Annotated in this window: 22 protein-coding genes, 1 tRNA gene and 1 pseudogene; 13 read left to right on the plus strand and 11 right to left on the minus strand. The window is 71.0% G+C overall.

Annotation, left to right across the window (positions count from 1 at the left end; genetic code table 11):
• Window positions 1-55 precede the first annotated feature (55 nt).
• The 4 genes and pseudogenes from ACIRD7_RS30570 to ACIRD7_RS30585 form a co-directional block, all read right to left on the minus strand.
• Entirely contained in the window at window positions 56-1,288 is a 1,233-nt protein-coding gene (locus ACIRD7_RS30570) for an MFS transporter (protein WP_403458655.1), read from the minus strand.
• Window positions 1,289-1,356: 68 nt separating this feature from the next.
• A pseudogene (locus ACIRD7_RS30575) lies at window positions 1,357-2,702 on the minus strand (PLP-dependent aminotransferase family protein).
• A 105-nt stretch (window positions 2,703-2,807) separates the two neighbouring features.
• Window positions 2,808-4,292, minus strand: a complete 1,485-nt coding sequence (locus ACIRD7_RS30580) for an aminopeptidase P family protein (protein WP_403458657.1) — start codon at window positions 4,290-4,292, stop codon at window positions 2,808-2,810.
• Between the two features lie 145 nt (window positions 4,293-4,437).
• On the minus strand, window positions 4,438-5,940 hold the full coding sequence (locus ACIRD7_RS30585; protein ID WP_403458659.1) for a PP2C family protein-serine/threonine phosphatase: 1,503 nt from the start codon (window positions 5,938-5,940) through the stop codon (window positions 4,438-4,440).
• A 501-nt stretch (window positions 5,941-6,441) separates the two neighbouring features.
• Here ACIRD7_RS30585 and ACIRD7_RS30590 point away from each other — a divergent pair.
• Complete coding sequence (locus tag ACIRD7_RS30590; RefSeq protein ID WP_403458660.1) at window positions 6,442-7,101, plus strand: bifunctional DNA primase/polymerase; 660 nt, start codon at window positions 6,442-6,444, stop codon at window positions 7,099-7,101.
• Window positions 7,102-7,156: 55 nt separating this feature from the next.
• Window positions 7,157-7,810 (plus strand): hypothetical protein, encoded by a 654-nt coding sequence (locus tag ACIRD7_RS30595; protein ID WP_403458663.1) that lies wholly within the window; start codon window positions 7,157-7,159, stop codon window positions 7,808-7,810.
• A 243-nt stretch (window positions 7,811-8,053) separates the two neighbouring features.
• Here the strand turns inward: ACIRD7_RS30595 and ACIRD7_RS30600 are convergent, their stop codons facing one another.
• The 3 genes from ACIRD7_RS30600 to ACIRD7_RS30610 all read right to left on the minus strand — a co-directional run bounded on the left by ACIRD7_RS30600 (window position 8,054) and on the right by ACIRD7_RS30610 (window position 10,862).
• Window positions 8,054-9,043, minus strand: coding sequence for a DUF5926 family protein (locus tag ACIRD7_RS30600; protein ID WP_403458665.1), 990 nt, complete (start codon window positions 9,041-9,043; stop codon window positions 8,054-8,056).
• 152 nt (window positions 9,044-9,195) lie between these two features.
• Window positions 9,196-9,834 (minus strand): ATP-binding protein, encoded by a 639-nt coding sequence (locus ACIRD7_RS30605; protein ID WP_403458667.1) that lies wholly within the window; start codon window positions 9,832-9,834, stop codon window positions 9,196-9,198.
• A 200-nt stretch (window positions 9,835-10,034) separates the two neighbouring features.
• Window positions 10,035-10,862: a glycerophosphodiester phosphodiesterase gene (locus ACIRD7_RS30610; protein ID WP_403458668.1), complete on the minus strand. Its 828-nt coding sequence runs from the start codon at window positions 10,860-10,862 to the stop codon at window positions 10,035-10,037.
• A 268-nt stretch (window positions 10,863-11,130) separates the two neighbouring features.
• On the opposite strand from ACIRD7_RS30610, the gene ACIRD7_RS30615 reads away from it, so the two are divergent.
• From ACIRD7_RS30615 to ACIRD7_RS30635, 5 genes are all read left to right on the plus strand, one after another.
• Window positions 11,131-12,720 carry a S1C family serine protease gene (locus tag ACIRD7_RS30615; RefSeq protein WP_403458671.1) on the plus strand — a complete coding sequence of 530 codons (1,590 nt, stop codon included), beginning with the start codon at window positions 11,131-11,133 and terminating at the stop codon, window positions 12,718-12,720.
• Between the two features lie 201 nt (window positions 12,721-12,921).
• Entirely contained in the window at window positions 12,922-14,517 is a 1,596-nt protein-coding gene (locus ACIRD7_RS30620) for a protein kinase (RefSeq protein ID WP_403458673.1), read from the plus strand.
• 156 nt (window positions 14,518-14,673) lie between these two features.
• Window positions 14,674-14,760, plus strand: a tRNA-Ser gene (locus tag ACIRD7_RS30625).
• A 182-nt stretch (window positions 14,761-14,942) separates the two neighbouring features.
• Window positions 14,943-15,275, plus strand: coding sequence for a hypothetical protein (locus ACIRD7_RS30630; protein WP_403458676.1), 333 nt, complete (start codon window positions 14,943-14,945; stop codon window positions 15,273-15,275).
• A complete protein-coding gene (locus tag ACIRD7_RS30635; protein ID WP_403458677.1) occupies window positions 15,269-15,613 on the plus strand; it encodes a hypothetical protein in 345 nt (114 codons plus the stop codon). Before ACIRD7_RS30630 ends, ACIRD7_RS30635 begins: the two co-directional genes overlap by 7 nt.
• Window positions 15,614-15,619: 6 nt before the next feature.
• On the opposite strand, the gene ACIRD7_RS30640 is transcribed toward ACIRD7_RS30635, so the two are convergent.
• From ACIRD7_RS30640 to ACIRD7_RS30650, 3 genes are all read right to left on the minus strand, one after another.
• Window positions 15,620-16,063 (minus strand): amphi-Trp domain-containing protein, encoded by a 444-nt coding sequence (locus tag ACIRD7_RS30640; protein ID WP_403458679.1) that lies wholly within the window; start codon window positions 16,061-16,063, stop codon window positions 15,620-15,622.
• A 28-nt stretch (window positions 16,064-16,091) separates the two neighbouring features.
• Window positions 16,092-16,523, minus strand: a complete 432-nt coding sequence (locus ACIRD7_RS30645) for a hypothetical protein (RefSeq protein WP_403458680.1) — start codon at window positions 16,521-16,523, stop codon at window positions 16,092-16,094.
• A gap of 146 nt (window positions 16,524-16,669) precedes the next feature.
• Window positions 16,670-17,536: a bifunctional DNA primase/polymerase gene (locus tag ACIRD7_RS30650; RefSeq protein ID WP_403458682.1), complete on the minus strand. Its 867-nt coding sequence runs from the start codon at window positions 17,534-17,536 to the stop codon at window positions 16,670-16,672.
• Window positions 17,537-17,923: 387 nt separating this feature from the next.
• Here ACIRD7_RS30650 and ACIRD7_RS30655 point away from each other — a divergent pair, with 387 nt between their 5' ends.
• The 6 genes from ACIRD7_RS30655 to ACIRD7_RS30680 all read left to right on the plus strand — a co-directional run bounded on the left by ACIRD7_RS30655 (window position 17,924) and on the right by ACIRD7_RS30680 (window position 24,062).
• Complete coding sequence (locus tag ACIRD7_RS30655) at window positions 17,924-18,256, plus strand: hypothetical protein (RefSeq protein ID WP_403458685.1); 333 nt, start codon at window positions 17,924-17,926, stop codon at window positions 18,254-18,256.
• Between the two features lie 387 nt (window positions 18,257-18,643).
• On the plus strand, window positions 18,644-19,711 hold the full coding sequence (locus ACIRD7_RS30660; RefSeq protein WP_403458687.1) for a bifunctional MaoC family dehydratase N-terminal/OB-fold nucleic acid binding domain-containing protein: 1,068 nt from the start codon (window positions 18,644-18,646) through the stop codon (window positions 19,709-19,711).
• A gap of 83 nt (window positions 19,712-19,794) precedes the next feature.
• A complete protein-coding gene (locus ACIRD7_RS30665; RefSeq protein ID WP_403458874.1) occupies window positions 19,795-20,268 on the plus strand; it encodes a MaoC family dehydratase in 474 nt (157 codons plus the stop codon).
• Entirely contained in the window at window positions 20,265-21,431 is a 1,167-nt protein-coding gene (locus tag ACIRD7_RS30670) for a lipid-transfer protein (protein WP_403458689.1), read from the plus strand. Before ACIRD7_RS30665 ends, ACIRD7_RS30670 begins: the two co-directional genes overlap by 4 nt.
• A gap of 146 nt (window positions 21,432-21,577) precedes the next feature.
• Complete coding sequence (locus ACIRD7_RS30675) at window positions 21,578-22,147, plus strand: SigE family RNA polymerase sigma factor (RefSeq protein ID WP_403458691.1); 570 nt, start codon at window positions 21,578-21,580, stop codon at window positions 22,145-22,147.
• Between the two features lie 235 nt (window positions 22,148-22,382).
• Window positions 22,383-24,062, plus strand: a complete 1,680-nt coding sequence (locus tag ACIRD7_RS30680; protein ID WP_403458693.1) for a long-chain fatty acid--CoA ligase — start codon at window positions 22,383-22,385, stop codon at window positions 24,060-24,062.
• 97 nt (window positions 24,063-24,159) lie between these two features.
• On the opposite strand, the gene ACIRD7_RS30685 is transcribed toward ACIRD7_RS30680, so the two are convergent.
• Window positions 24,160-25,065, minus strand: coding sequence for a prohibitin family protein (locus tag ACIRD7_RS30685; RefSeq protein ID WP_403458695.1), 906 nt, complete (start codon window positions 25,063-25,065; stop codon window positions 24,160-24,162).
• Window positions 25,066-25,074 lie beyond the last annotated feature (9 nt).

The raw sequence follows: 25,074 nt of genomic DNA on the forward strand, positions 1-25,074 counted from the left end.
CTGCGGGGGAGCGCCGGGCTGCTGGCGGGCGCGCTGTTCCTGGACGCCCTGCCGGTCAGGGCACCAGCGCGGGCCGCGTGACAGCACGGCGTACCCGAGAGTCGGCGGCCCACCGTGCCGCGGGTCCCATGGCGTAGGACGCGGCCAGGGTCACGGCGCCCAGCAGCAGCCATCCCGGCGTCCCCCACCCCACCAGCAGCGAGGTCAGGACGAGCGGCCCCAGGGTCCGTGCCACCGTCACGCCCGTGCCGAAGAACCCCTGGTACTCGCCCACGCGATCCGCCGGCGCCAGGTCGAAGGACAGCTGCCACGACCCCGCCGACTGCCCCATCTCGGCGGCGACCTGCAGCACCGCGCCGGCGACCAGCACCCCGGCGGCCACCCAGGGCGAGGCGCCCGCCGACAGCGCGAACACCGCGCACGCCGCCAGCATCACCCAGCCCGACCGCCGCACCGCGCGCGTGGCCGACGGGACGCCGGTCACGCCGCGTGCCATGCGCACTTGGAAGACCATCACGGCCCCGGTGTTGAGCACGAACAGCGCGGAGACCAGCCAGGCCGGCGCGTCCGTCCGCTCGGCGATCCACAGCGGCAGCCCGAGGCTGAGCAGCGGCATCCGCAGCAGCAGGACGGTGTTGAGGAACGTGACCAGGGCGTACGGCCGGTCCCGCAGGACGCCGAGGGAGTCCCGCGTCCGCACGGCGACGGGCCGTACCGAGGGAAGCCTCGTCAGCACGCCCGCGCACACCACGAAGCTCACCGCGTCCAGCGCGAACACGGCCAGATACGCCTCCCGCGTCCCCGCGTTCAGCGCCAGCCCGCCCAGCGCCGCTCCCACCGCCAGCCCGGCGTTCAGCGTGGACTGCAGATGCGCGAGCAGCCCGGTCCGGTCCCCGGCGGACACCAGCCCGGCCAGGAGCGCCTGCCGGGCCGCCGCCAGCCCCGACTGGGCGGTCGCGTACGCGCACGCGGCCACGACGAACGGCACGAAGCCACGGACGACGAGGAACGACGCCACCGCCAGCGCGGTCGCCAGCGCGAGCAGCACCGCCGTGCCCCGCGGTCCACGCCGGTCGGCGAGCCGCCCGAGCGGCACCCCCGCCAGCGAGCCCACGGCCCAGGCGACGGTCAGTCCGAGCCCCACGCGCGCGGGCGCGAGGCCGACGACATGGGTGAAGTACAACGCCGACGTCACGTAGTAGGCGCCGTCACCGATCGAGTTGGCCAACTGGGCGGAGGCGAGGACGCGTTGCGGTCCCGCGGGCGGGAGGAGGCGGCTGGTGGTCATGCCAACGACGGTAGGGACCCGGTGGATCCATCGACAGGCCCAATTCCGAGGCATTCCAGTGGTCCAATTCAGACCCCGTCCAGCACCTTCCCGAGCACCTCCAACGCCTGCGGATACACCCGCTCCCGAGGCGACCCGTAGCCCACGACCAGGCCCTGCGTCCGCCCCTCGGCGCCGATCGCCGTATGCCAGTGCTCCCCCAGGTGTCCCACGGCGAGCCCTTCCGCCTCGGCCCGCGCCAGCACCGCCGCCTCGTCGTCGACCTCCACCAGCGCGTGCAGGCCGGCCGCGACCCCCCGTACCCGCCGATGCGCCCCCAGCCGGTCCAGGAGCAGGTCCCGGCGCCGCCGGTACCGCAGCCGGCAGGCCCGCACATGGCGGTCGTAGGCATGGCTGCCGATCAGTTCGGCGAGCGCCAACTGGCCGATGGACTCGGTGTGATGGTCGCTGTGCAGCTTGGCGTCCACGACGGCGTCGACGAGGTGCGGCGGCAGCACCATCCAGCCGAGCCGCAGCGCGGGGCCGAGCGTCTTCGAGGCCGTGCCCAGGTACGCCACCTGACCCGGTGCCATCCCCTGGAGCGCGCCGACGGGCTGGCGGTCGTAGCGGAACTCCCCGTCGTAGTCGTCCTCGACGATCAGCCCGCCGCCGACGCGTGCCCAGTCCGTGAGCGCCGCCGTCGTTCGGGGTGCAGCGTCACACCGGTCGGATACTGATGCGCGGGCGTCACGACGACGGCGGCGCAGTCGGCCAACTCCCCTGCGCACACACCCCGTTCGTCGGTCCGCACGGGCACGACGGTGCCGCCGCCCCGCCGCACCACCTCCCGGTGGAACGGCAGCCCCGGGTCCTCCATCGCGACGACCCCGCCGTCCAGCACCCGCGTGAGCAGCGCGAGGCCCTGCACATACCCGGAGGTGATCACGATCCGCTCCGGCGGCGCGAGCACCCCACGCGCGCGCCCCAGATACCCCGAAAGCGCCGTCCGCAGCTCCACGCGCCCCCGCGGATCCCCGTAGTCGTACGCCACCGACGGCGCCGTGGCGATCGCCCTGCGCAGCGCCCGCAACCAGGCCGCCGCCGGAAACGCCCCCACGTCCGGGCTCCCGGGCCGCAGATCGAAGCGCGGGGCACGCGCGCGTACGGCTGCCTCGGGCGGCGCGGGGTCGACGGGCGGCAGCGGGGCGACCTGCGTACCGGCACCCTGCCGGGCGGTGAGATACCCCTCGGCGACGAGCTGGTCGTACGCCGCCTTCACGGTGTTCCGGGAGACCCCGAGCTCGGAGGCGAGCCGCCGAGTGGCAGGCAACAGAGCCCCGGGCGCCAGCCGCCCGTCCCGCACGGCATCACGCAGGGCACGTTCGATTCCGGTACGGCGCCCGTGGGCGTCGGCGAGTTCAAGATGCAGGTCCACTGCGACCCCCTCAAGGGGCGCGGGGAACTGCGCGACAAGCCCCCGCGACCCGCGGACACGAAGATGGCCGGACACCCCCACGGGTGCCCGGCCATCAATCCGACGTCAGCCCTTCAGCGCGGCCATCCAGCTCTCGACCTCGTCCGACCGCCGAGGCAGCGCGGCGCTGAGGTTCCGGTTCCCGTCCGCGGTCACCAGGATGTCGTCCTCGATCCGCACGCCGATCCCCCGGTACTCCTCCGGCACCGTCAGATCGTCGGCCTGGAAGTACAGCCCCGGCTCGACGGTCAGCACCATGCCGGCCTCCAGCGTGCCGTCGACGTAGGACTCCACGCGCGCGGCGGCGCAGTCGTGCACGTCCATGCCGAGCATGTGCCCGGTGCCGTGCAGCGTCCACCGCCGCTGAAGGCCCAGCTCCAGCACCCGCTCGACCGGCCCTTCGACGAGCCCCCACTCGACCAGCTTCTCGGCGAGCACCCGCTGGGAGGCGTCATGGAAGTCCCGGTACTTCGCACCCGGCTGCACGGCCGCGATCCCGGCCTCCTGGGCCTCGTACACGGCGTCGTAGATCTTCTTCTGGATCTCGCTGTAGCGGCCGTTGATCGGCAGCGTGCGCGTGACGTCGGCGGTGTAGTAGGTGTGCGTCTCGACGCCCGCGTCGAGCAGCAGCAGGTCACCCGAGCGCACGGGTCCGTCGTTGCGCACCCAGTGCAGTGTGCAGGCGTGCGGACCGGCGGCGCAGATGGAGCCGTAGCCGACGTCGTTGCCCTCCACGCGCGCGCGGAGGAAGAACGTGCCCTCGATGTAGCGCTCGGAGGTCGCCTCGGCCTTGTCGAGGACCTTCACCACATCCTCGAAGCCGCGCACCGTCGAGTCGACGGCCTTCTGCAGCTCGCCGATCTCGAAGTCGTCCTTGACCAGCCGCGCCTCGGACAGGAAGACGCGCAGCTCGTCGTCCCGCTCGGCGGTGACCTTGTCGGTCAGCGCGGCCTCGATGCCGGCGTCGTAGCCACGCACGACCCGGACCGGGCCGGTGGCCTCGCGCAGCTTGTCCGCCAGCTCGCGCACGTCGGAGGCCGGAATGCCGTACAGCTTCTCCGCCTCGGTCAGCGAGTGCCGGCGGCCGACCCACAGCTCGCCCTGGCCGGAGAGCCAGAACTCGCCGTTCTCGCGGTCGGAGCGGGGCAGGAGGTAGATCGTCGCCTCGTGGCCGTCCGCGACGGGCTCCAGGACGAGTACGCCGTCCTCGGTCTGGTTGCCGCTGAGGTACGCGTACTCGACCGACGCCCGGAAGGCGTACTCGGTGTCGTTCGAGCGCGTCTTCAGGTTGCCCGCGGGGATCACCAGGCGCTCACCCGGGAACCGCGCCGACAGCGCGGCGCGCCGCGCGGCGGTCTCTGCGGCCTGGGCGATCGGCTGCAGGTCGTGCAGCTCGGTGTCGGCCCAGCCGGACTTCATGTTCTCGGCGAGCTCGTCGGACACGCCCGGGTACAGGCCGTTCTTGCGCTGCTTGATCGGCTCTTCGGACTCGGTCTCCGGGTCCGCTGCGGTAGCAGCAATGGACTCGTCCGGGGTGAGCTCGTCGGCCACGGTCATCCTCCTCGATACGGCACTGGACCCCGTCCATCGTACGTTCGTACCGAGCGGGTCCCAGGAGCGAACGACCTCCGGCCGGGCCCTGCTATGGCACCGGTCACGTGCCTGTTATGGGTGGGTGACCGAGCGTCGCGGGCAGCTACTCGAAGCGGGCCGCCAGCAGGACGACGTCCTCCTCGCTGTCCGCCTGGTCCACTCCGCCCGGCAGCACGGTCCGCAGGACGTGGTCGACGACGGCGTCCGGGTCGTGCCGGATCGCCCTCGGCACCCCTGCCGCCGCGGCGTGCAGCCGGGCGAAGGCGCGGTCGGTGGGGTCGCCGGTGCGGTGCAGCAGTCCGTCGGTGTACAGCAGAACCGTCTCTCCGGCTTCGGCGGTCAGCTCCACGCTCGGCGCCTCCCAGCAGGCCAGCATGCCCAGCGGCGCGGAGACGGAGGTCTCCACGAACTCCGTGCGCCGGTCGCCGATCAGCAGCGGCGGGGCGTGCCCGGCGCCGGCGAGCGTGATCTTGCGCAGCGCGGGCTCGCAGTAGGCGAACAGGGCGGTGGCGGAGCGGGCCGGCTCGGTGAGCCTGAGCAGCAGCTCCAGGTCGGACAGGACGGCGACGGGGTCCTCGCCCTCCATCACGGCGTACGCCCGCAGGCTGGCCCTGAGTCGGCCCATCGCGGCGACCGCGCTGGGCCCGGACCCGGTGACCGAGCCGACCGCGAGGCCGAGCGCGGCGTCGGGCAGCGGCAGTGCGTCGTACCAGTCGCCGCCCCCGCGCGGGCCGGTGCGATGCCGGACGGCCAGCTGAACCCCGGCCATGCGGGGCAGCCGGGAGGGCAGCAGTTCCTCGGCCATCGTCCGCATGCACGCGCGCGTGCGCTCGACTTCGAGGAGCCGGGCCAGGTGCTCGGTGGCGTAGCGGGTGTACAGGCCGATGAGGTGGCGCTGGCGCTCGGCCGGTTCGGCGGGCTCGTCGTACAGCCACACGGCGGCGCCGAGCCGGCCGGCGGCGTCGGTGGTCAGGGGGAGGGCGTAGCTGGCGGCGTAGCCGAGGCGGGCGGCGACCTCGCGGTGGCGCGGGTCGAGTCCGTCCTCGGAAAGCAGGTCGGGCTGGGCGATCTCGCCGTCCCCGCCCGGGAGGCCGTCGAGGATCCGGCCGTACGACATCGCGCTGCGCGGCACGGTCTCGATGTGCCCGAGGTCCGCGCGGGCCAGGCCCAGGCCGATGGTCGTGTCGGGGCCCAGCCCGTCCGCCGGTTCGAGTACGACGAGACCGCGCCGGGCGCCCACGAGGGCGGACCCGGCGCGCAGCAGTTCTTCCAGCGCTTCGGCGAGTCCGCCCGTCCGGGCGAGGCGTTCGGTGAGCTCGTGAAGCGTCGTGAGGTCCGAGACCCAGCCGGCGAGTCGGTCCTGAAGCAGTGCGCCCGGAGCGTTCGGTGGGGCGACCGCCGCGGTCGCGGGCGCGGGCGCGACAGTGTGTGCGGGCGAGGGAACCGCCGAATCGATTCCGGCCACTTTCGAAGGGTGAGGGGCGTTCATGGCGTCCGGCTTTCCGACCGGTGCGTATTGCTCAAAAGCATCGCAAACCCCCATGTCATTCTGCGCCGCTAGCAGTGTCTCCACATGTACACGCACTCGTAAGGGGATGTCCAGCATTGTCCTGCTGGGATTCCTGGTGTCCGTGGGCAACCAGAGCACTCGTCGTAGACCTCTTGCGTAAAGGCAAAGTTGGCTTAAAACTGCCTCAGGGAACGGGGTATTGCGGTCGACTGGTTTCGCTGCACGGAGCGTCACAGCGGTCGTGATGGGTACGTACTCGGTGAAGGCCAGGGGTGGTTGACGACCACCCGGAACCTGGTGACGGACCCGGGCGTCTTAGCCACTGACGATCGTGCCCCATCCTCCCGTGGCGGAGGCGAAGAGAAATACGCGCGACCGTAAAACGCCAGACTTCGCCACCCCACGCCACGCCCATGCTTTTGGTAGACGCGGTATGGGCGAGGCTGCCGCGGAAGCAGCCAACGCTCGGCCCATAGGGGTTTCCCTTGCTCAAGGCAGGGGTGTGATGCGCCAACAGGTACGCACAGTGAAGTGATCGACACATGGTGTGATGTCCCACGGTGTTGCCAGCGGTGCAACGGAAAGGAACGAGCGCTCATGCGCGAGATCCTCGGAAGGCGACGCAGGCTCCTGCGCGGTGACGAGAGGCCTGAGCTGATCAGCGCGGCCCTGACCTACGCGACGGAATGGCAGTGGCCGGTACTCCCGGGAGCGGCGACGCACCCCCAGGGGCACTCCCGCTGCGGCTGCCCCGACCCGGAGTGCACGGTTCCCGGTGCCCACCCCTTCGACCCCGGGCTCCTCGCCGCCACCACCGACGAGCGCATGGTGCGCTGGTGGTGGACGAACCGGCCCGCGGCGCCGATCATCCTCGCCACCGGGGGGACGGCCCCCTGCGCGGTCAGCCTCCCGGCCCTGCCCGCCGCGCACGCCCTGAGCGCACTCGACCGAATGGGCATGCGCCTCGGCCCGGTCGTCGCCTCGCCCGCCCGCTGGGCGATCCTGGTGAAGCCGTACTCCATGGAACAGCTGGGCGAACTGCTGTACGCCAAGGACTTCGTCCCCGGCTCCCTCCGCTTCCACAGCGAGGGCGGCTATCTCGCCCTTCCCCCGTCCGAGACCGGCCAGGGCCCGATCACCTGGCAGCGCGCCCCGCTGCCCGGCTCGGCCTCCCCGTGGGTGCCCGATGTGGAGGCCGTCGTCGACGCCGTGGTCGAGGCACTCACTCGTACGGGTGTGAGCGCCCCCGAGTTGTAGGGGTCTCCGGCGCGCGCGGAACGGCGCGCGCCCGCACGATCGTAATCTTCCGGATATGCCGCGTCATTCCAGGGGAAACAGGGCACCGTCGTCGCATCGCCGCGGGCCGAACCAGCGAAGAGTCCGTCTGATCGCCCTCGCGTCCATCGGGGCGGCCGTGGTCGCCCTGCCCTTGGCCTGGGCCGCGGCCGGCCAGGTGGTCGAGGCGGGCCGCGCCGCCGTCGGGTCGTCAGCCCGGTCCACCCCGCCGGCCCCGAAGGACGACGCCGTACGCCCGTCCCCCCGGGGCGATGCCAAGGCGCCCTCGGCCACCCCGACGGACTCCGCCCTGCTCGACCTGGGCCTCGCCACCGCGATGCGCTGCGGTCCCGAACTCACCTCGCCCGGCGGCATCGAAGCGCAGACCTGTGTCCTGTCGCAGGGCGAGGACACCTGGGCGCGCACCTACTTCCGCAATGCCACCGGTGGTGCGCTGGACTCCGTGCTGAGCCTCATGGGGCCCGGAGGACGCACGGTGCAGATGAGCTGCGTGGTGGGCGCCGAGGACGAGCCGGGGACGTGCGAGACGCCCCGGGAGCGCACCCGTGCGGGCCTGGACGCCTACACGGCCGTCACGGAGTTCGCCGAGCGGGCCGGGGGCGGGGCGCTGCTGCTGCGGTCCGCGAGCAACTCCGCGCCGGGCAATTCCGAGGCGCCCAAGGGCGGTTGACGTACGGCGTCGTTCCGTAAAGGGCCGCAGGCATGGAAAGACCCGGTTGCTGGCGACGGGGGATGCACCAGCAACCGGGCTAATGGAACGGTAACAAGAGATCGGCGGTTCGCAAATTCGATCCGGGCTTTCAAGTCACGGATTCCCTTGCTCCGCAGGGGAGTTGTGATCCGATTCACCTCTCCCGGGCGGGCCGGTTCGGCTGAACGGCCGTTCAGCCGAACCCGATCTCCGCGCTGTGCGTCAGCTGAGCGTGACCTGCCGGTTGGTCAGCCCGCCGCGCGCGCGACGCTCCTCCGGCGTGAGCGGAGCGTCCGTCGCCAGGGCCGCGGCGAGGCGCTCGGCGAACTCGGCCGCCGGCTTCTCCACGTCCTCCGCTCCGACACCGCTCGGCAGGTCCCAGACCGGCACGGTCAGGCCGTGAGCACGGAAGGAGCCCACCAGGCGGGTGCCCTCGCCGAGGTTCGAACGGCCCGCCGCGTGCAGTCGCGCCAGAGCGTCCAGAAGCTGCTCCTCGGGGTGCGGCATGACCCAGCGCAGGTGGTTCTTCTCCGGCGTCTGGCACCAGTAGGCGGAGTCCACACCGGTCAGCTTCACGGTCGGGATGGCCGCGGCGTTGGCCCGCTCCAGGGAGGCGGCGACCTCCGGAGTGGCGTTCTCCGCGTCCGGGACCCAGAACTCGAAGCCCGGGTGGACAACTGGCTCGAACGCGCCTTCGGGGTCGAGCAGATCCTGCAGCCGCGGACCGTCGGCGGGGGCGCGGCGGCCCTGGACCGGGGTGCCCGGCTGTGCGGCGAGGGCCTGCTGGAGGGTGTCGGCGAGGTCGCGGCTGATGTCGCCCGACGCCGTGTCGTTCTGCAGGCCGAGCAGCACCGATCCGTCGTCGCGGCGCAGGGCGGGCCATGCCATCGGCAGCACCGTGGCCAGGGTGACCGACGGGACGCCCTCGGGGAGGCCGCCCTTCAGGGGCAGCTCGACGGTGGCGGCCGGCACCAGCTCGCGCAGGGCCACCCAGTCGCACTCGCCCGGCAGTCCCTCGAACGGGCGCTGCACCAGCTCGGTCACCGCCTGTGCGGCGGCCCGGCCGTGACAGGCCTTGTAGCGCCGGCCGCTGCCGCAGGGGCAGGGCTCGCGCGCGCCGACAACCGGAACCTGTCCATCGGCGCCTACGGCGCGGGCCCCGTCGCTGAGCTGCGGGCGCTTGGCCTGGGTCTGGGGTCGCTTCTTGGCCATCGTGGGTGTCTCCCGGTTACGGCTCGTCTGGTACGGGCGCGAGCCTAGCCGTTCACGCCATGGCCGACGGGAGGCTGTGGACAACCCGTCGGGTCGTGCCGGGGAGAAGCCCGTTTCCGGGATGAGCGGTGCGCGCGCCGAAACCGGCGCTTTCAGTCCATGTCGTCGAAGGCGTCCCTGAAGTCGAGGCCTGATATGACGCCCACCGACGGGGCCGCGACGCGCGTAGCGAAGTCGTCCCGGCGGTGCCCGGCGTCAGGATCATGTACGTCGTCGTGGACCACGACCCAGACCGTGACCTCGCCCCGGGCGTCGTCTCTCACGCCCCAGTCGTCGGCCAGCGCGGTGATGATGTTCAGCCCGCGGCCGCCGTGCGCGGTGACCGAGGGCGTGGCCGGAGCAGGGCGGGTGGGTCCGCCGCCGTCCGTCACCTCCACGGTGAGCCTGCCGCCCGCCTCCACCCGCCACGCGGCCAGGACGTCGCCGTCGCCGGCGAGCGCGTCACCGAGTGGACGGCCGTGTTTGCAAGCGTTGCTCAAGAGTTCGGAAAGAATCAAAACGGCATCGTCGATGACCGATTCCGCTACGCCACCCCTGCGCAACTGCGCACGCATCCGGTGTCGAGCCTTCCCCACGCCCGCAGGACCATGGGGTACAGCCATGCTCGACGACGTGGGCACCTCCTGTGCCACCACCAACGCCACCCCCGAGACCTCCTTTGCCCCACGCCACGGTGTGGATGCCCCATTGGCCTGTACCGGAAACCGGCCAACCAATGTCCGGTGACGCACTCGCAACGATCGAATACGGACCGAACGCGCCGGAGCACTCCCCGTAATCGAGATGGCTGGAATTCGTCGGTGTGGCTGAGAGGGGAGGATGAGGCTGATGGGACTACCGGGTCAAGAGGTTGCGCAGGGATTGAAGGGGTTTTAGGGGTTTCCCTGTGTTGCGCTTGCTTCCGGCACGCGTGCGTGCGGTCGCCGGCCGGTCAGCGACCGAGCTGGTGCAGGACCGCGCGCGGGCGGTTGGTGATGATCGCGTCGACACCGAGCTCGACGCAGAGGTCGACGTCCTCGGGCTCGTTCACCGTCCATACGTGCACCTGGTGACCGGCCGCCTTCAGGCGCTCCACGTACGCGGGGTGGTTGCGCACGATCCTGATCGAGGGGCCCGCGATGTGGACGCCCGCGGGCAGCCGCCCGTCCCGCAGCCGCGGTGAGACGAACTGCATCAGGGAGACCGTCGGCAGCGTCGGCGAGGCCGCGCGCACACGGTGCAGCGAGCGCGCCGAGAAGCTCATGACGCGCACCGGGGACTCGGCGGCCGAGACCGGGGCGTCGAGTCCGAACCGCTTCAGCAGGAGCAGCAGCCGCTCCTCGACCTGCCCGGCCCAGCGCGTCGGGTGCTTGGTCTCGATGGCCATCTCCACGCGCCGCCCCGCGTCCGCGACCAGCGTGAGCAGCCGCTCCAGGGTCAGTACGGAGGTGTCCTCGGGGTCCTCCGGCCGGACCTCCCAGTCGGGCTCCTCGGCCCGGTTCTTCCAGGAGTCACGGTTCTTCCGGGACCCGAAGTCCAGCGCGGCCAGATCGGCGAGCTCAAGAGCCGAGACCGCTCCGCGGCCGTTGGACGTACGGTTGACGCGACGGTCGTGTACGCAGACGAGATGTCCGTCCGCGGTGAGGCGTACGTCGCACTCGAGGGCGTCCGCACCGTCCTCGATCGCCTTCTTGTACGCCGCCAGCGTGTGCTCGGGAGCGTCTTCGGAGGCTCCGCGATGGGCGACGACTTGGATCTGGTGCTGCCGTGCGTGGGTCACCGCGTCATGGTGCCACCGCAACCGGGTACGCGTGCGACCGGAGCGGTTTCGGGCGTGCAAGTATTGGGCCCGTTTAGTCGCACATGACCTATATAAGGAATGGCCGCGGACCCACAGCAACGGCTTATGGTGCTCTGACGGCCCGTGGGAAAAGCTGACGGCATACAAAAGACATGCACAGCTGAAACGCACCGGCCATGAACAACCGTGAACGGGCGTGACCGAGTGCGACCGACAACACCAGCCGTGGATCTATAGGAGAGAAGCTGTGAGCACCGAGAACGAGGGCGCCGCGGTACCCCCGGCCCCGTCCGCACCCCCCGTGCCGACGGACGCTCCCGCTGCTCCGGCCCCTCAGGAGCGCCCGGCTCCGCAGGCCGACGCCGCCCCGACCACCCCGATCCCGCCGGTAGCGAGCGCCCCCGAGCCCTCGGCCTCGAACGGCGCCCAGCCGCCCGCCCCTCAGGGCGCCACCCAGGGCTCGGCCCCCGACGCCTCCTGGCCGCCTCCGCCGCCGCCCGCCACACCGCCGCACGCGGACGGCGGTGCCGCGGCGGGTGACGTTGGTGCTGGTGCTGGTGCTGGTGCTGGTGCTGGTGCCGGTGCAGCCGGTGCTGGTGCTGGTGTCGGCGATGGCGGTTACGGCGGTGGCGGTTACGGCGGTGGCGGTCACGGTGGTGGCGGTTTCGGGGCGGGCACCGGCTGGGGTGCCACGTACCAGCAGCCGCCGGCGCCGAAGCCCGGCCGTGGCCGCGGCGGTCTGCTCTCCGCGGTCCTCATCGCCGCGCTGGTCGCGGGCGGCCTGGGCGGCGGCCTCGGCTACACCCTGGCCAAGAACGACGACAACACCTCCTCGACGACCGTCTCCGCCTCCGACAGCGGCGGCTCGGTCAAGCGCGACCCGGACACTGTCGCGGGCGTGGCCGCCAAGGCGCTGCCCAGCACGGTCACCATCCAGGCGGAGAGCAGCAGCGGCGAGGGCGGCACCGGCACCGGCTTCGTCTTCGACACCGAGGGCCACATCGTCACCAACAACCACGTGGTGGCCGACGCGGTGGACGGCGGCAAGCTCACGGCGACGTTCCCGAACGGCAAGAAGTACGACGCCGAGGTCGTCGGCCACGCGCAGGGCTACGACGTGGCGGTCATCAAACTCAAGAGCGCCCCGTCCGACCTCAACCCGCTGACGCTGGGCGACTCCGACAAGGTGGCGGTCGGCGACTCCACGATCGCGATCGGCGCCCCCTTCGGCCTGTCGAACACGGTCACGACGGGCATCATCAGCGCCAAGAACCGCCCCGTGGCCTCCAGCGACGGCACCGGCAGCAACGCCTCCTACATGAGCGCCCTGCAGACCGACGCCTCGATCAACCCCGGCAACTCCGGCGGCCCGCTGCTGGACGCGCAGGGCAATGTCATCGGCATCAACTCCGCGATCCAGTCCGCCGCCAACGGCCTGGGCGGCACCAGCCAGTCCGGTTCGATCGGCCTCGGCTTCGCCATCCCGATCAACCAGGCCAAGTACGTGGCCCAGCAGCTGATCAAGACCGGCAAGCCGGTCTATGCGAAGATCGGCGCCTCCGTCTCCCTGGAGGACACGAGCGACGGCGCCAAGATCACCGAGCAGGGCGCCAGCGGCTCGGACGCGGTCGAGGCGGGCGGCCCGGCCGCCAAGGCCGGCCTCAAGCCCGGCGACGTCATCACCAAGCTCGACGACCGGGTGATCGACTCCGGCCCGACCCTGATCGGCGAGATCTGGACCCACCAGCCCGGCGACAAGGTCACGATCACCTACGAACGGGACGGCAAGTCCCGCACGGTCGAACTCACCCTGGGTGCCCGCACGGGCGACAGCTGACGAGAGACGAGCACGCGCGCGTGGGGCGGGCCACCCTTGGAGGGGGCCCGCCCCACACGCGTACTCCGCAACTGCCCCACCCTTCCGTGACTCTCTCGGCCGTGCTCGTGTCGAGCGGCCGGGTCACCATGTCCATGCACTCGAATGGACTATCGTGCGTTCTCGGCCTGGACTGTTCGCGAACGGGAAGAAGAGCCGCGGATGGGAAGCAGAGAAGGGGACGGTCTCGCGGTGACCGATCAGGGACGGCTCGTCGCCGGACGGTACCTGCTGGTGGAGCGGGTGGGCAGCGGCGGCATGGGCACCGTGTGGCGCGCCGAGGACCGGCTGCTGGGCCGTCATGTCGCCCTGAAGAAGCTGCACATCCCGCCGCACCTCCAGGACGACGAGATCCAGACCCTCTACGAGCGCACCCGCCGGGAGGCCCGCAGCGCCGCGCGGATCGCCCATCCCAACGTGATCGTGGTGCACGACGTGCTCGACGACGAGGGGCTGCCGTGCATCGTCATGGAGTACGTGCCGTCGGTCACCCTGAGCGACGTGCTGAAGCGGCGGGGCGCGCTGCCACCGGAGGAAGCCGCCCGCATCGGCCGTGCCATGGCCGCCGCCCTGCGCGCCGCCCATGACGCCGGGGTCCTGCACCGGGACGTCAAGCCCGCGAACGTCCTGCTCGGCGACGACGGGCGGATCGTCCTCACCGACTTCGGGATCGCCATGGAATCGGGCACGTCCTCGCTGACCAAGCCCGGAGAGCTGATCGGATCCATCGGCTACCTGGCGCCCGAACGCCTGCGCGGCGCCCGCCCCGAGACCAGCCCCGCCAGTGATCTGTGGGCTCTCGGGGCGACGTTGTACCAGGCGGTCGAGGGCCGGGACCCGTTCCGCCGTGACACCGCGTTCGAGACGGCGTACGCCATCGCCACCGACCCGTACGAGACGCCGCGCGGCGCCGGAGGCCTGGCCCCGGTGATCGAGGGCCTGCTGGTCAAGGATCCCGAGCAGCGCATGGACGTGCACGAGGTCGAACGCCGCCTGGCCGACCTGACCGGCACATCGACCGCGCGCCTGGACCCGCCGACCCGACTGGATCCGCCGACCCGCCTCGACCGCGCCGCCGACCTCGCGCCCGCGACCCCGAAGGGCACCGGCAAACGCCGCCGTACGGTGCTGCTGTCGGCGGTGGCGGTGACGCTCGCGGCCTGCCTGGCGGCCGGTGCGGTGTGGTGGCTCGACGGCAGGGCGGACGGGGCGGGTGGCCGGGGCTCGGGTTCCGCCGGTTCCGGTTCCGATTCCAGTGTGTCCACCCTGGAGCCGAGCACGAGCCCCGGCTCCGGCGTACCGCCACTGCCGGCCGGCTACCACCTGGCGAAGCCGGACACCCGCATCTCCGTTCCGGTGCGGGACGGCTGGAAGTCCACGACGCTGTCCGGCGGCGAGGTGGCCTACATAGACCCGTCGGAACTGGTGGGCCTGAGGGTCAACGTCATCGAGTTCGCGGGCAATGACCCGCTCCGCCACTGGCGGGAGACGGAAGAGGAACAGACCGCGCGCGACAACCCCGGCTACGAGCGGGTCCGGATGGCCGAGACGACCTTCCGGGGAAAGCCCGCCGGGTACTGGGAGTTCACCTTCGAAGGCAGAGCCCGCGAGTACCGCGCCGCGGAACTGGCCTTCGCGAACACCGACGGCACCCAGTACGTGATCTACCTCTCCGCCCCGGACGCCGAGTGGCACAAGTACCGCCCGATCTTCGACACGGCGGTCAACGGGGTCAGACTGCACGACGCGACGCCGTGACGCCGTGACGCCGTCTCCGAGCCCTTGCCCTTGGGCGCCCCATCCCTGTTACCCCACCCACCTCGCCCCCCCGTAGCCCCATCCGGACCACGAACCCCGCGCACCGCGCGGTGCCGGTACGCTGTACCCGCTCCGCCCCCGGCGGTCCGGAGCCGAGGTGGGTTGCCCGAGCGGCCTAAGGGAACGGTCTTGAAAACCGTCGTGGCAGCGATGTCACCGTGGGTTCAAATCCCACACCCACCGCGCACGCTGATGGCCCCTGACCAGGAAATAACGGTCAGGGGCCATCGCCTTTGTCGTTGTCCGTGAGTAACTGCCGTTGCCCAGCGCTTCCCGCTCGACCGGGCACGGCTGGGGCACGGGACTTCGGATCCGTCGTGCTCGCCAACGCCATGCCGCCGACGCGGCATAAGGTTCCCCCCACCATGACCGACCACCACACGTACGGCACGAGCGGCCACAGTGTCAGCGAGCTGGTCCGGCTCGTCAGCGACCGTTTCAGCCTGGCCTTCAGTGAGCGTGAGAGCTCTTATCGGGGCATCTACCACCTCGCCGACAGCCCGGACGGGCGGATCGAGATCCAGCCTAATCTGGTCCCCGGCGATGACGGCGATGACGGTGAAGACGAGCTCTATGCTCCCGAACACCCGGGGGCCCAGGTGCTTTTGCTGATTACCACCCCGGCCGCAGATCCCACCCTGCAGGCCCGTCTGGCCTCCATCGAGGGACTTGCCCACCTGGACCACCAGTCATGGTGAGCATTGCAGCCGAAGGTTGCCCCATCCTGGAGGCTCAGACCGACGAGAAGAAGGAGGCAGCGATGATCGCGAGGGTGGCCGTGTGGGAACCGATGCCGACTGACGACCGCGCCTGGGTGCTGGATGCCGCCGCCACCGTGCCCGGCGTCCAAGGCGCGTACCACCTCGTCGACCCTGCCACCGGCAACGGACTGTCTGTCGCCTTCTTCGAGGACGAAGCCGCAGCTCACGCCGCGCGAGGGGCGATCGAGAAGCGGGCCGAGGAGATCGGCTGGAACAACGCGCCGCACCCGGCACCCGCGTCCGAGACGATCTATGAGGTCGTCCGGCACGTGTAGCGAGGCTCAGGACCTCTTCGCCGCAGTCCGTTTCGAAGCGGTGCGCTTCGTAGTCCCGCCTCTGCTTCTGCCGGACACGGCTCCGGCCCCGGTGCCGGTTCGGTCGGGGGTGGTGGCAGTCGTCGACCACTTGAACTCGATCTCCAGCTCGATCTCCCCGTCACTCACCTCGATCTCGATCTCACTGCGAAGATCGGCGGGGATCCGCAGGCTCAGCTTCCACGGATCGAGTTCCAGTTCCGCGTCCCCGCCTTCCCGTAGCGCGCTCGCGAGCGCCTCGAGTTGATCAGCGGCCTCCGTACGTGACAGCGAGCGCTTCTGCTCGAGCTTGAGGTCCTTCATGGCCTCTCCGATCCGGCGCAAACATCCGATATCACCCATTCTGCTGCCGAGTGCCGAGTCGGACATCTCGCCGAGGAGCCCATCGGCCCGCCAGAGCCCGCCGATCACCCCTAGGGTCCCCGACCGCAAGAGCCCGCTAAAGCTCGTAGTCCCGCGCCAGCCCCTCCCAGTCGACCTCCCGCAGCGCGTCCTCCGCATCGCAGCCGGTCGGCATGTGCGCCGTGGGCTGGAACCAGATGATCGTGAGGGCGGAGCGGCGCAGGACGGGGTCCTGGCCGCGGTCGAGGGCCGCGGAATGGAAGGCGCCCACGCAGGCCACGGACGGCAGCACCTCGACCGGCCCGAAGGCGCCCGCGTACTGGTCGGGATACTCCCGCGGCGGCGGCACGAGGTGCACCGGCAGCGAGGGGTGGGCGCGCTCCGCCGCCCTGACCAGGCTCCTGATCTTCATGTCGTTCACCGGTTTGCAGGGGTAGCCCTCCAGCATCCCGCCGTACGTCGAGGAGAACCGCAGCTCGGACAGGTCGAGTGAGCGGCCCGACGTGAGGACGACGCGGGTCAGCGACATGGTCGGCACTTTAGGGCGGTGGTGCATCGAGCTCCCGTGAATTGCAGGGCCGGTCAGTCGCCTGACTGGGTCAGGCAGTCGCCCCACGCCGCCGCCGGTCGTACCGGCACGCATGTCTGTCGGGCAGGGTGTTCGATTACGTCCCCTCAGGGCCGATGCCCCGTCATCCGCGCCGCCGACCCGATCGTCGCGCGGGCCTCGCGTTCGGTGAGGCCGGTGTTGAGGGCCGCCTCGACGAGGGGCTCGACGAGAGCCGGGCCGATGCCGTCCTCGTACGCGCGGCAGGCCGCCCAGAACAGGCGCGTGTTGCGCTGCCCCTCGTGCGCGGCGAGCACGAACTGGACGAGCCCCTGGCCGTGGCCGCTGGTCGACGGAGGCGCGGGGTGGGGGGTGCGTGGTGGGGGGAGGAGGAGGCGCAGAAGGGCGCGCGGGCAGGGCGCGGGGGTGATGTGGGAGGTGCCGGGCGCGGTGCTGTAGACGCCGTGGTCGGTGCGGGAGCCGGGGCCGACGAGATAGCCGCCGGCGCCCCGGATGTCGATGCCGGGTGCGAGGCGGCCCGCCGAGTTGGGGACGACGACGTCGGCCGGGCCGGTGAGCCAGAGGTGCCGGCCGCCGCTCGGGGTCAGGACGACCACCGTGGGCGGAATCGTGAACAGGTGGCGCAGCGCGAGTTCCCGCAGGGCGGCGGAGGAGTCCGTACCGGACTTGGTGTCGAGGTCGATGCCGATCAGGTGGTGCGGGGGCAGGCCGCAGGCGATGCCGTAGCCCGTCGTCCACGGGGCGGCGGCGAACAGTTCGCGGATGCGGGCGGGGTCGGTGGAGGCGTCGTAGACGCCGTGTCCGAAACGGCCGCACTCGCCGTGGCAGGGCCTGGGGTCGGGGTCGTCGCGGTGGGGGGAGCGCAGGGCCGGGAGTTTCGTCCGGGACAGGGGGATGACGGCCAGTCCGCGTTCGGCGGCTGACAGGGCGTGTGCGAGGGCCAGCGTCGTGGCCTGCCGGTCGGTGGTGGCCATGCCTCTATGTTCGTACGAGTGTTCGAAAAAAGAAAGAGGGATTGGGTGTGACTCGCCGACGACCCGCCGACGACTCGCCGGGCGTCGGAGATTGGCCGGATGGCTGCGGGAACCTTTCCCCCCTTGTGCTGCTTGGGGGCGACCTGTCCCGTACTGCCCCGCCTGGGAGTGTGAAGTGGCGAAAGGGGTTTATCGACTTGTCATCACGCTTGAGGGCGAATAGGGGCTTCCGGGGTGGTTCGCCGGGGATTCGGTGGGCAACTCTGATCTCGCGACGTCGTGAACGACTCCGGGGCGGTCGGCCAACTTCCCTGGAAGAAGCCGTACTTCATGCACCACCAATGCGTCCGGCGGGGAGCCTGGGCGCACCTGTTCTGGAGGAACAACATGGCAAGCATCCGTACCGCCCGCGCCATCGCAGCCGTCTCCGCCCTTCCGCTCGCGGTCGCCCTCTTCTCGGGCGTCGCGACGGCGGACAACGGCGCCCTCGCGGACAACGGATCCAGCGCGTCTGTCACGGAGACGGAGGCCGCTCAGGGCCTTATCGGCAGCGGGGTCGGCGGCGACAACTACGGCACCTCGTCCACGACCCAGCAGCAGGCGACCGGCTCCGGTGCCTCGAACCAGAGCAACACCGCCCAGGTCAACGGCTCCGCCTTCACCTCGGTCAACCAGGGCAACGACAACACGTCGGTCAACTTCACTCCGCTCTGGTGGTGAGCTGAGGGGGCCGGCGCCCCGGTGCTCAGGCGCCGGCCTCCTCGGAACTGTGGGTGTGCTGTGGGGTGTAACGCGTCTGCGCGGCGGTACTTCGGTGCCGCCGCGCAGGCGTTTTCGCGTTGCCCCGGCCGGAGGTTGCCCGCCGGTCCGTGACGGGGCGCGCGGCGGGTGCAGTTCCTGCCGCTACTTGGTGGTCTTGACAGTGCGGTCTATCTGACGGACAGTCAGAAACCTTCCTGAGGCAGGCGAACGACCGCCCCCGGGCCCGAAAAAAGTGGGAACCGGATCGGCCCTTGCGGTGTACCAGAAGTGTCAATGCGATGCGCCGCGGGGCGGGGCGGGCGACGAAGACGAGGGGGGCGGGCGACGGTGAGCTACGGGCCGGGGGTGAGTCAAGAGGTGGCGGCGGACGAGGAGTTCGAGACGCGGCTGAGGGCGTTCGAGGAGCAGCCCGCCGCCGTGGCGCGCGCGGGCAAGGACCCCGTCAACGCGCCCATGATTCGCCACTGGTGCGAGGCGATGGACGACACCAACGCGGCCTACTCGGGAGCGGACGCCATCGCACCGCCCACCATGCTCCAGGTGTGGACGATGGGCGGCCTCTCCGGCCATACGGGACGCGCGCACGCCTACGACGAACTGCTCGGCATGCTCGACGAAGCCGGCTACACCTCGGTGGTCGCCACGGACTGCGAGCAGGAGTATCTACGGCCCCTGCGGCCCGGGGACGAGATCACCTTCGACTCGGTGATCGAGTCGGTGTCGGAGCGGAAGACGACGAAGCTGGGCACGGGGTACTTCGTCACGACCCGCATGGACATCCACGTCGGCCCCGACCTCGCGGGCACCCACCGGTTCCGGATCCTCAAGTACGCGCCCGCCCGCCGGGCGAAGCGGCCGGGCGGAGCAGGCCAGGAGTCTCAGCCCGATCGGCAGCAGAAGCCTGCACAATCGGTCCAGCCGGTCCAGCCGGTCCAGCCGGTCCAGCCGGTCCAGCCGCGCAGACCGTCCCACCAGGACCGGCCCCAGAGCCCTGAGAGCCCCCCGCGCCCCCACCCCGTCATCAACAGGGACAACGCCCCCTTCTGGGAAGGCATCCGGCACCACACCCTCCTCATCCAGCGCTGCACCACCTGCGGCACCCTGCGCCACCCCTGGCTCCCCGGCTGCAACGCGTGCGGAGGACCGGACTGGGACACGATCGAGGCGAGCGGCGAAGGGGCGGTCTATTCCTACGTCGTGATGCACCACCCACCATTCCCGGCCTTCGACCCGCCCTACGCGGTCGGCCTGATCGAACTCTCCGAGGGCGTGCGAATGATCGGCAACGTGCGGGGCGTGCCGTACGACAAGGTCCGGATCGGGCTGCCGGTGCGGCTCGAATTCCAGGAGTACGACAAGGAGTTGGTGCTGCCGGTCTGGCGCGCACAGGACGCCGAGGAGGCTGTCGGATGAAGGGCACCGCCGGCAGGACGCCGGCCCGGATGACAGCCGGCGCGGAACTGCCCCCGGTGGCAGCCGGCGCGAAACCGCCCCTGATGACGGCCGGCGCGGAACTGCCCCCGCTGGAGATCCCGATCACCCGCACCCTGATCGTCGCCGGCGCCCTCGCCTCCCGCGACTACCAGGACGTGCACCACGACGTGGAACTGGCCCGCCAGAAGGGCTCCCCCGACATATTCATGAACATCCTGACGACGAACGGCCTGGTCGGCCGCTACATCACCGACCACTTCGGACCGACGGCCGTGCTGCGCAAGGTGGCCATACGGCTCGGCGCGCCCAACTACCCGGGCGACACGATGGTGCTGACCGGCAGGGTCGAGGAGGTCGAAGGCGACACCGCGACGGTCCGAGTGGTGGGGGCCAACGGCATCGGCAAACACGTGACCGGCACGGTGACGGTCACCGTGCCGACGGCCGAGCAGAGCGCAGCCGACGGGCAGAGCTCAGCGGGCGGGCAGACCACAGTGGGCGGGCAGAGCACAGCGGCGTCGGAGGGACCGGCATGAACGTGCGCGAGCGGGACGCCCTCGGCGGCCGGGCGGCGATCGTCGGTGTCGGGGCCACCGAGTTCTCCAAGGACTCCGGACGCAGCGAGCTCCAGCTGGCCGCGGAGGCGGTGCGGGCCGCGCTGGACGACGCGGGGCTGACGCCCAGGGACGTGGACGGGATGGTGACGTTCACGATGGACACCAGCCCGGAGATCACCGTGGCACAGGCGTGCGGCATGGGGGACCTGTCCTTCTTCTCCCGCGTCCACTACGGCGGCGGCGCCGCCTGCGCGACGGTTCAGCAGGCGGCGCTCGCGGTGGCGACCGGCATCGCGGAGGTGGTGGTCTGTTACCGCGCCTTCAACGAGCGGTCGGGCCGGAGATTCGGCTCGGGCGTCCAGCACCGGGAGCCGTCGGCGGAGGGCGTGGCGCTGGGCTGGTCCCTGCCGTTCGGACTGCTCACCCCGGCCTCCTGGGTGGCGATGGCGGCCCAGCGGTATCTGTACACCTACGGGCTGACGCCGGAGGCGTTCGGGCATGTGGCGGTGACCGACCGCAAGTACGCGGCGACCAACCCGGCCGCTTACTTCCACGGCAGACCCATCACCCTCGCCGACCACGCGGCCTCGCGCTGGATCGTCGAGCCGCTGCGGCTGCTGGACTGCTGCCAGGAGACGGACGGCGGCCAGGCGCTGGTCGTCACGTCCGTGGAGCGGGCCCGTGACCTGCCGAACCCGCCGGCGGTCATAGCGGCGGCGGCCCAGGGCGCCGGCCGGGGCCAGGAGCAGATGACGAGCTTCTACCGGGACGACCTCACCGGCCTGCCGGAGATGGCCGTGGTGGCGCGGCAGCTGTGGCGGACGGCGGGGCTCGGGCCGGGGGAGATCGACGTGGGGATCCTGTACGACCACTTCACTCCGTTCGTGCTGATGCAGTTGGAGGAGTTCGGGTTCTGCGGAAAGGGGGAGGCCGCGGACTTCGTCGCCGAGGAGCGGCTGCCGCTCAACACACACGGGGGGCAGCTCGGGGAGGCGTACCTGCACGGAATGAACGGAATCGCGGAGGGGGTGAGGCAGGTGAGAGGGACGTCCGTGAACCAGATACCCGCGGCTGAGCGAGTGCTGGTGACGGCCGGGACGGGGGTGCCGACGTCGGGTCTGGTGCTTGCCTGCGACGGGTGACCCCCAGGGGTAATCCCGCAGTAGCGGTCCTTCGCTCGTCCACCTTCAGGAGGTGGAGTCAGCCCCACCCCTACAACCTGAGGCGGACGTTGCTTCGGCACCTGCGGCCGATCCGCTGAAGCAGGCCTCGCTCATAGCGTGGAGCCATGACCACACCCGTCTGCACCAGCGCTTCCGACGCCGCTACTTCAGCGAGGCAGACCCGTCCGAACGCGACGTATCCCTCCTTCACGTCGTACGTACGGGCCCGCCAGCCGGTGCTGCTGCGTACCGCCCGCTCGCTCACCGCGAACCCGAGCGACGCGGAGGATCTGCTGCAGACCGCGCTCACCAAGACGTATGTGGCCTGGGAGCGGATCGAGGACCATCGGGCGCTCGACGGCTATGTGCGCAGGGCGCTGCTGAACACGCGGACGTCGCAGTGGCGCAAGCGCAAGGTCGACGAGTTCGCCTGCGACGAGCTGCCCGAGCCGGAGCCCCTGCCCGGCCACGACGACGACCCGGCGGAGCAGCAGGCGCTGCACGACGCGATGTGGCGCGCGATCATGCGGCTGCCGGCCCGGCAGCGGGCGATGGTGGTGCTGCGCTACTACGAGGACCTCAGCGAGGTCCAGACGGCCGAGGTGCTCGGGGTGTCCGTGGGCACGGTGAAGTCGGCGGTGTCGAGAGCGCTCGGGAAGCTGCGCGAGGACCCGGAGCTGGTGCTGGCCCGGTAGGAGTTACGCCCTGTAAGTAGAAGTGACACCCGGTAGGTACGGGCGACGCCCGGTGGGAGTGGCGCCCCGGTGGGAGGGACGCCCCGGTAGGAGTGACGCACGGTAGTCAGTGGGTAGGGCACCCGTAGCGGCAGAGCTCTGTGAACGCAACGTGACATGATCGATCGCCCGGCCCTAGTGACATACCGCGCGGTATGCGCGCAGAATCTCCGCAACCCTTACCACCGCGTAGGCAATGTCGCCCCGGGAGGACTCCGTGCTGAGCACCATGCAGGACGTACCGCTGCTGATCTCGAGGATCCTGGCCCATGGGTCGACGATCCACGGCACATCGCAGGTCACCACCTGGACCGGGGAGGCCGAGCCGCACCGCCGGTCCTTCGCCGAGATCGGTGATCGCGCGGCCCAGCTGGCACACGCCCTGCGCGAGGACCTGGGCGTAGCCGGCGACGAGCGGGTCGCGACCCTGATGTGGAACAACGCCGAGCACGTCGAGGCGTACTTCGCGATCCCCTCCATGGGCGCGGTCCTGCACACCCTCAACCTCCGGCTCCCGCCCGAGCAGCTGGCCTGGATCGTCAACCACGCGGCCGACCGCGTCGTCATCGCCAACGGTTCGCTCCTCCCCCTGCTCGCCCCGCTGCTCCCGCACCTCAAGCCGGTCGAGCACGTGGTGGTGGTCGGCCCCGGTGACCGTTCCCTCCTCGAGGGCGCCTCCGTCCAGGTCCACGAGTACGAGGAACTGATCGCCGGCAAGCCGACCACGTACGACTGGCCGGAGCTGGACGAGCGGCAGGCCGCCGCCATGTGTTACACCTCCGGGACCACGGGCGACCCGAAGGGCGTCGTCTACTCGCACCGTTCGATCTACCTGCACTCCATGCAGGTCAACATGACCGAGTCGATGGGCCTGACGGACCAGGACACCTCGCTCGTGGTGGTCCCGCAGTTCCATGTCAACGCCTGGGGTCTGCCGCACGCCACCTTCATGACCGGCGTCAACATGCTGATGCCGGACCGCTTCCTGCAGCCCGCCCCCCTCGCCGAGATGATCGAGCGCGAGAAGCCGACACACGCGGCCGCCGTGCCCACCATCTGGCAGGGCCTGCTGGCCGAGCTCAACGCGAACCCCCGTGACGTGTCCACCCTCGGCCAGGTCACCATCGGCGGCTCGGCCTGTCCGCCCTCGCTGATGGAGGCGTTCGACAAGCTGGGCATGCGGGTCTGCCACGCCTGGGGCATGACGGAGACCTCCCCGCTCGGCACGGTCGCCCGGCCGCCGGCGCACGCGGTGGGCACCGAGGAGGAGTTCGCGTACCGCCTCACCCAGGGCCGTTTCCCGACGAGCGTCGAGGCCCGGCTCACCGGCCCCGGCGGCGAGCGCATCCCGTGGGACGGCGAGTCGGCCGGCGAGCTGGAGGTGCGCGGCCCCTGGATCGCGGGCGCGTACTACAACGGCCCGGACGGCGAACCGCTGCGCCCCGCCGACAAGTTCAGCGAGGACGGCTGGCTGAAGACCGGCGACGTCGGCACCATCTCCGCCGACGGCTTCCTCACCCTCACCGACCGCGCCAAGGACGTCATCAAGTCCGGCGGCGAGTGGATCTCCTCGGTCGAGCTGGAGAACGCCCTGATGTCCCACCCGGACGTCGCCGAGGCGGCCGTGGTCGCCGTCCCCGACGAGAAGTGGGGCGAGCGCCCGCTGGCCACGGTCGTGCTGCGGGAGGGCGCCGCCGCCGACTTCGAGACCCTGCGCTCCTTCCTCGCCGACGAGGGCCGGATCGCCAAGTGGCAGCTGCCCGAGCGGTGGACGATCATCGAGGCGGTGCCGAAGACCAGCGTGGGCAAGTTCGACAAGAAGGTGCTGCGCAGGCAGTACGCCGCCGGCGACCTGGACGTCACCGAGCTCGGCTGACACCGCCGTACGACGCCGACAGCCCCCGGCAGACGCCGGGGGCTGTCCGTCACACCCGGCTGCCGCTAGCGCAGGCCGGTAGCCATTGCCATGGCCGCTAGTTCTTGCCGTTGTCCACGATGACCGGCGTCCCCGAGGAGTTCGTGCCGCAGGGCACCGCGTAGACCGGGTTGGCCTTGGCGGCCTCCTTGTAGGCCTCCAGGCACTGGTTGTAGAGCACGTTGTCGCTCAGCGAACGCTCGATGATCTTGTTGGCGCGGGCGATGCCCTCCGCCTCGATCCGCCGGCGCTCCGCCTCCGCCTTGGCCGTCCGGGACGCCTCGACGGCCCGGTCGGTGGCCTGCTCCTGCTGGATCTTCTTGTCGATCTGCTCCTGCAGCTTGTCCGAGGGCCGCACATTGCGCAGGTTGACGGTGGAGACGTCGATCCCGCGCGGCGCCAGGCGCTCCTTGACGAGCTTCTCGATCTCCGCGCCGATCTGCTCACGCCCGGAGGCGTAGCCTTCCTCGCTGGTGTGCTTGGCGAAGACGTTGCGGATGATCTCGCGGCTGTCCGGCAGCACCAGCCGCTCCTCGATGGCCTCCTGGCTGCCCGCCAGCCGGTACAGCGCGACGGACTTGGCCGGCACCACGGCCCACTTGATGGTGACGTCCGCGTACAGCACCCCGCCCTGCGAGGAGCGCACCTCGACGACGTCCTTGTCGTTGAGGCTGAGGTCCACCGGCCGGGTGGAGAAGGACGTGACGTCGGTGAACGGCGACTTGAAGTGCAGACCGGAGGTCAGGGGCGAACCGACCTTGCCGAACGTCACCGGCACGCCGACCTCGTAGGCGCTCACCACGAAGACACAGGCGAAGGCGGCGGCCAGCACGCCCCCCACGGCGCTGACGGCCGCCCCGAGTCTCCACCCCCCGGCGGAGTCGCGGCCGCGGCCGACGAGGAAGAGCACGACCGCCGCTATGAGCAGCAGGATGGACAGCACGAACACAGGAATCTCCCCCACGGAATGTCC

The organism is Streptomyces sp. NPDC093568, assembly GCF_044764945.1.
Lineage (GTDB): Bacteria > Actinomycetota > Actinomycetes > Streptomycetales > Streptomycetaceae > Streptomyces.

Excerpts from the sequence above, each read along its gene's own strand:
- ACIRD7_RS30655 (WP_403458685.1), top strand. The coding sequence starts at position 17,924 with ATGGCAAGCATCCGTACCGCCCGCGCCATCGCAGCCGTCTCCGCCCTT.
- ACIRD7_RS30635 (WP_403458677.1), top strand. The coding sequence starts at position 15,269 with ATGGTGAGCATTGCAGCCGAAGGTTGCCCCATCCTGGAGGCTCAGACC.
- ACIRD7_RS30645 (WP_403458680.1), bottom strand. The coding sequence starts at position 16,523 with ATGTCGCTGACCCGCGTCGTCCTCACGTCGGGCCGCTCACTCGACCTG.
- ACIRD7_RS30595 (WP_403458663.1), top strand. The coding sequence starts at position 7,157 with ATGCCGCGTCATTCCAGGGGAAACAGGGCACCGTCGTCGCATCGCCGC.
- ACIRD7_RS30675 (WP_403458691.1), top strand. The coding sequence starts at position 21,578 with ATGACCACACCCGTCTGCACCAGCGCTTCCGACGCCGCTACTTCAGCG.
- ACIRD7_RS30630 (WP_403458676.1), top strand. The coding sequence starts at position 14,943 with ATGACCGACCACCACACGTACGGCACGAGCGGCCACAGTGTCAGCGAG.
- ACIRD7_RS30620 (WP_403458673.1), top strand. The coding sequence starts at position 12,922 with ATGGGAAGCAGAGAAGGGGACGGTCTCGCGGTGACCGATCAGGGACGG.
- ACIRD7_RS30665 (WP_403458874.1), top strand. The coding sequence starts at position 19,795 with ATGACGGCCGGCGCGGAACTGCCCCCGCTGGAGATCCCGATCACCCGC.
- ACIRD7_RS30585 (WP_403458659.1), bottom strand. The coding sequence starts at position 5,940 with ATGCTGGACATCCCCTTACGAGTGCGTGTACATGTGGAGACACTGCTA.
- ACIRD7_RS30680 (WP_403458693.1), top strand. The coding sequence starts at position 22,383 with ATGTCGCCCCGGGAGGACTCCGTGCTGAGCACCATGCAGGACGTACCG.
- ACIRD7_RS30670 (WP_403458689.1), top strand. The coding sequence starts at position 20,265 with ATGAACGTGCGCGAGCGGGACGCCCTCGGCGGCCGGGCGGCGATCGTC.
- ACIRD7_RS30570 (WP_403458655.1), bottom strand. The coding sequence starts at position 1,288 with ATGACCACCAGCCGCCTCCTCCCGCCCGCGGGACCGCAACGCGTCCTC.
- ACIRD7_RS30590 (WP_403458660.1), top strand. The coding sequence starts at position 6,442 with ATGCGCGAGATCCTCGGAAGGCGACGCAGGCTCCTGCGCGGTGACGAG.
- ACIRD7_RS30650 (WP_403458682.1), bottom strand. The coding sequence starts at position 17,536 with ATGGCCACCACCGACCGGCAGGCCACGACGCTGGCCCTCGCACACGCC.
- ACIRD7_RS30600 (WP_403458665.1), bottom strand. The coding sequence starts at position 9,043 with ATGGCCAAGAAGCGACCCCAGACCCAGGCCAAGCGCCCGCAGCTCAGC.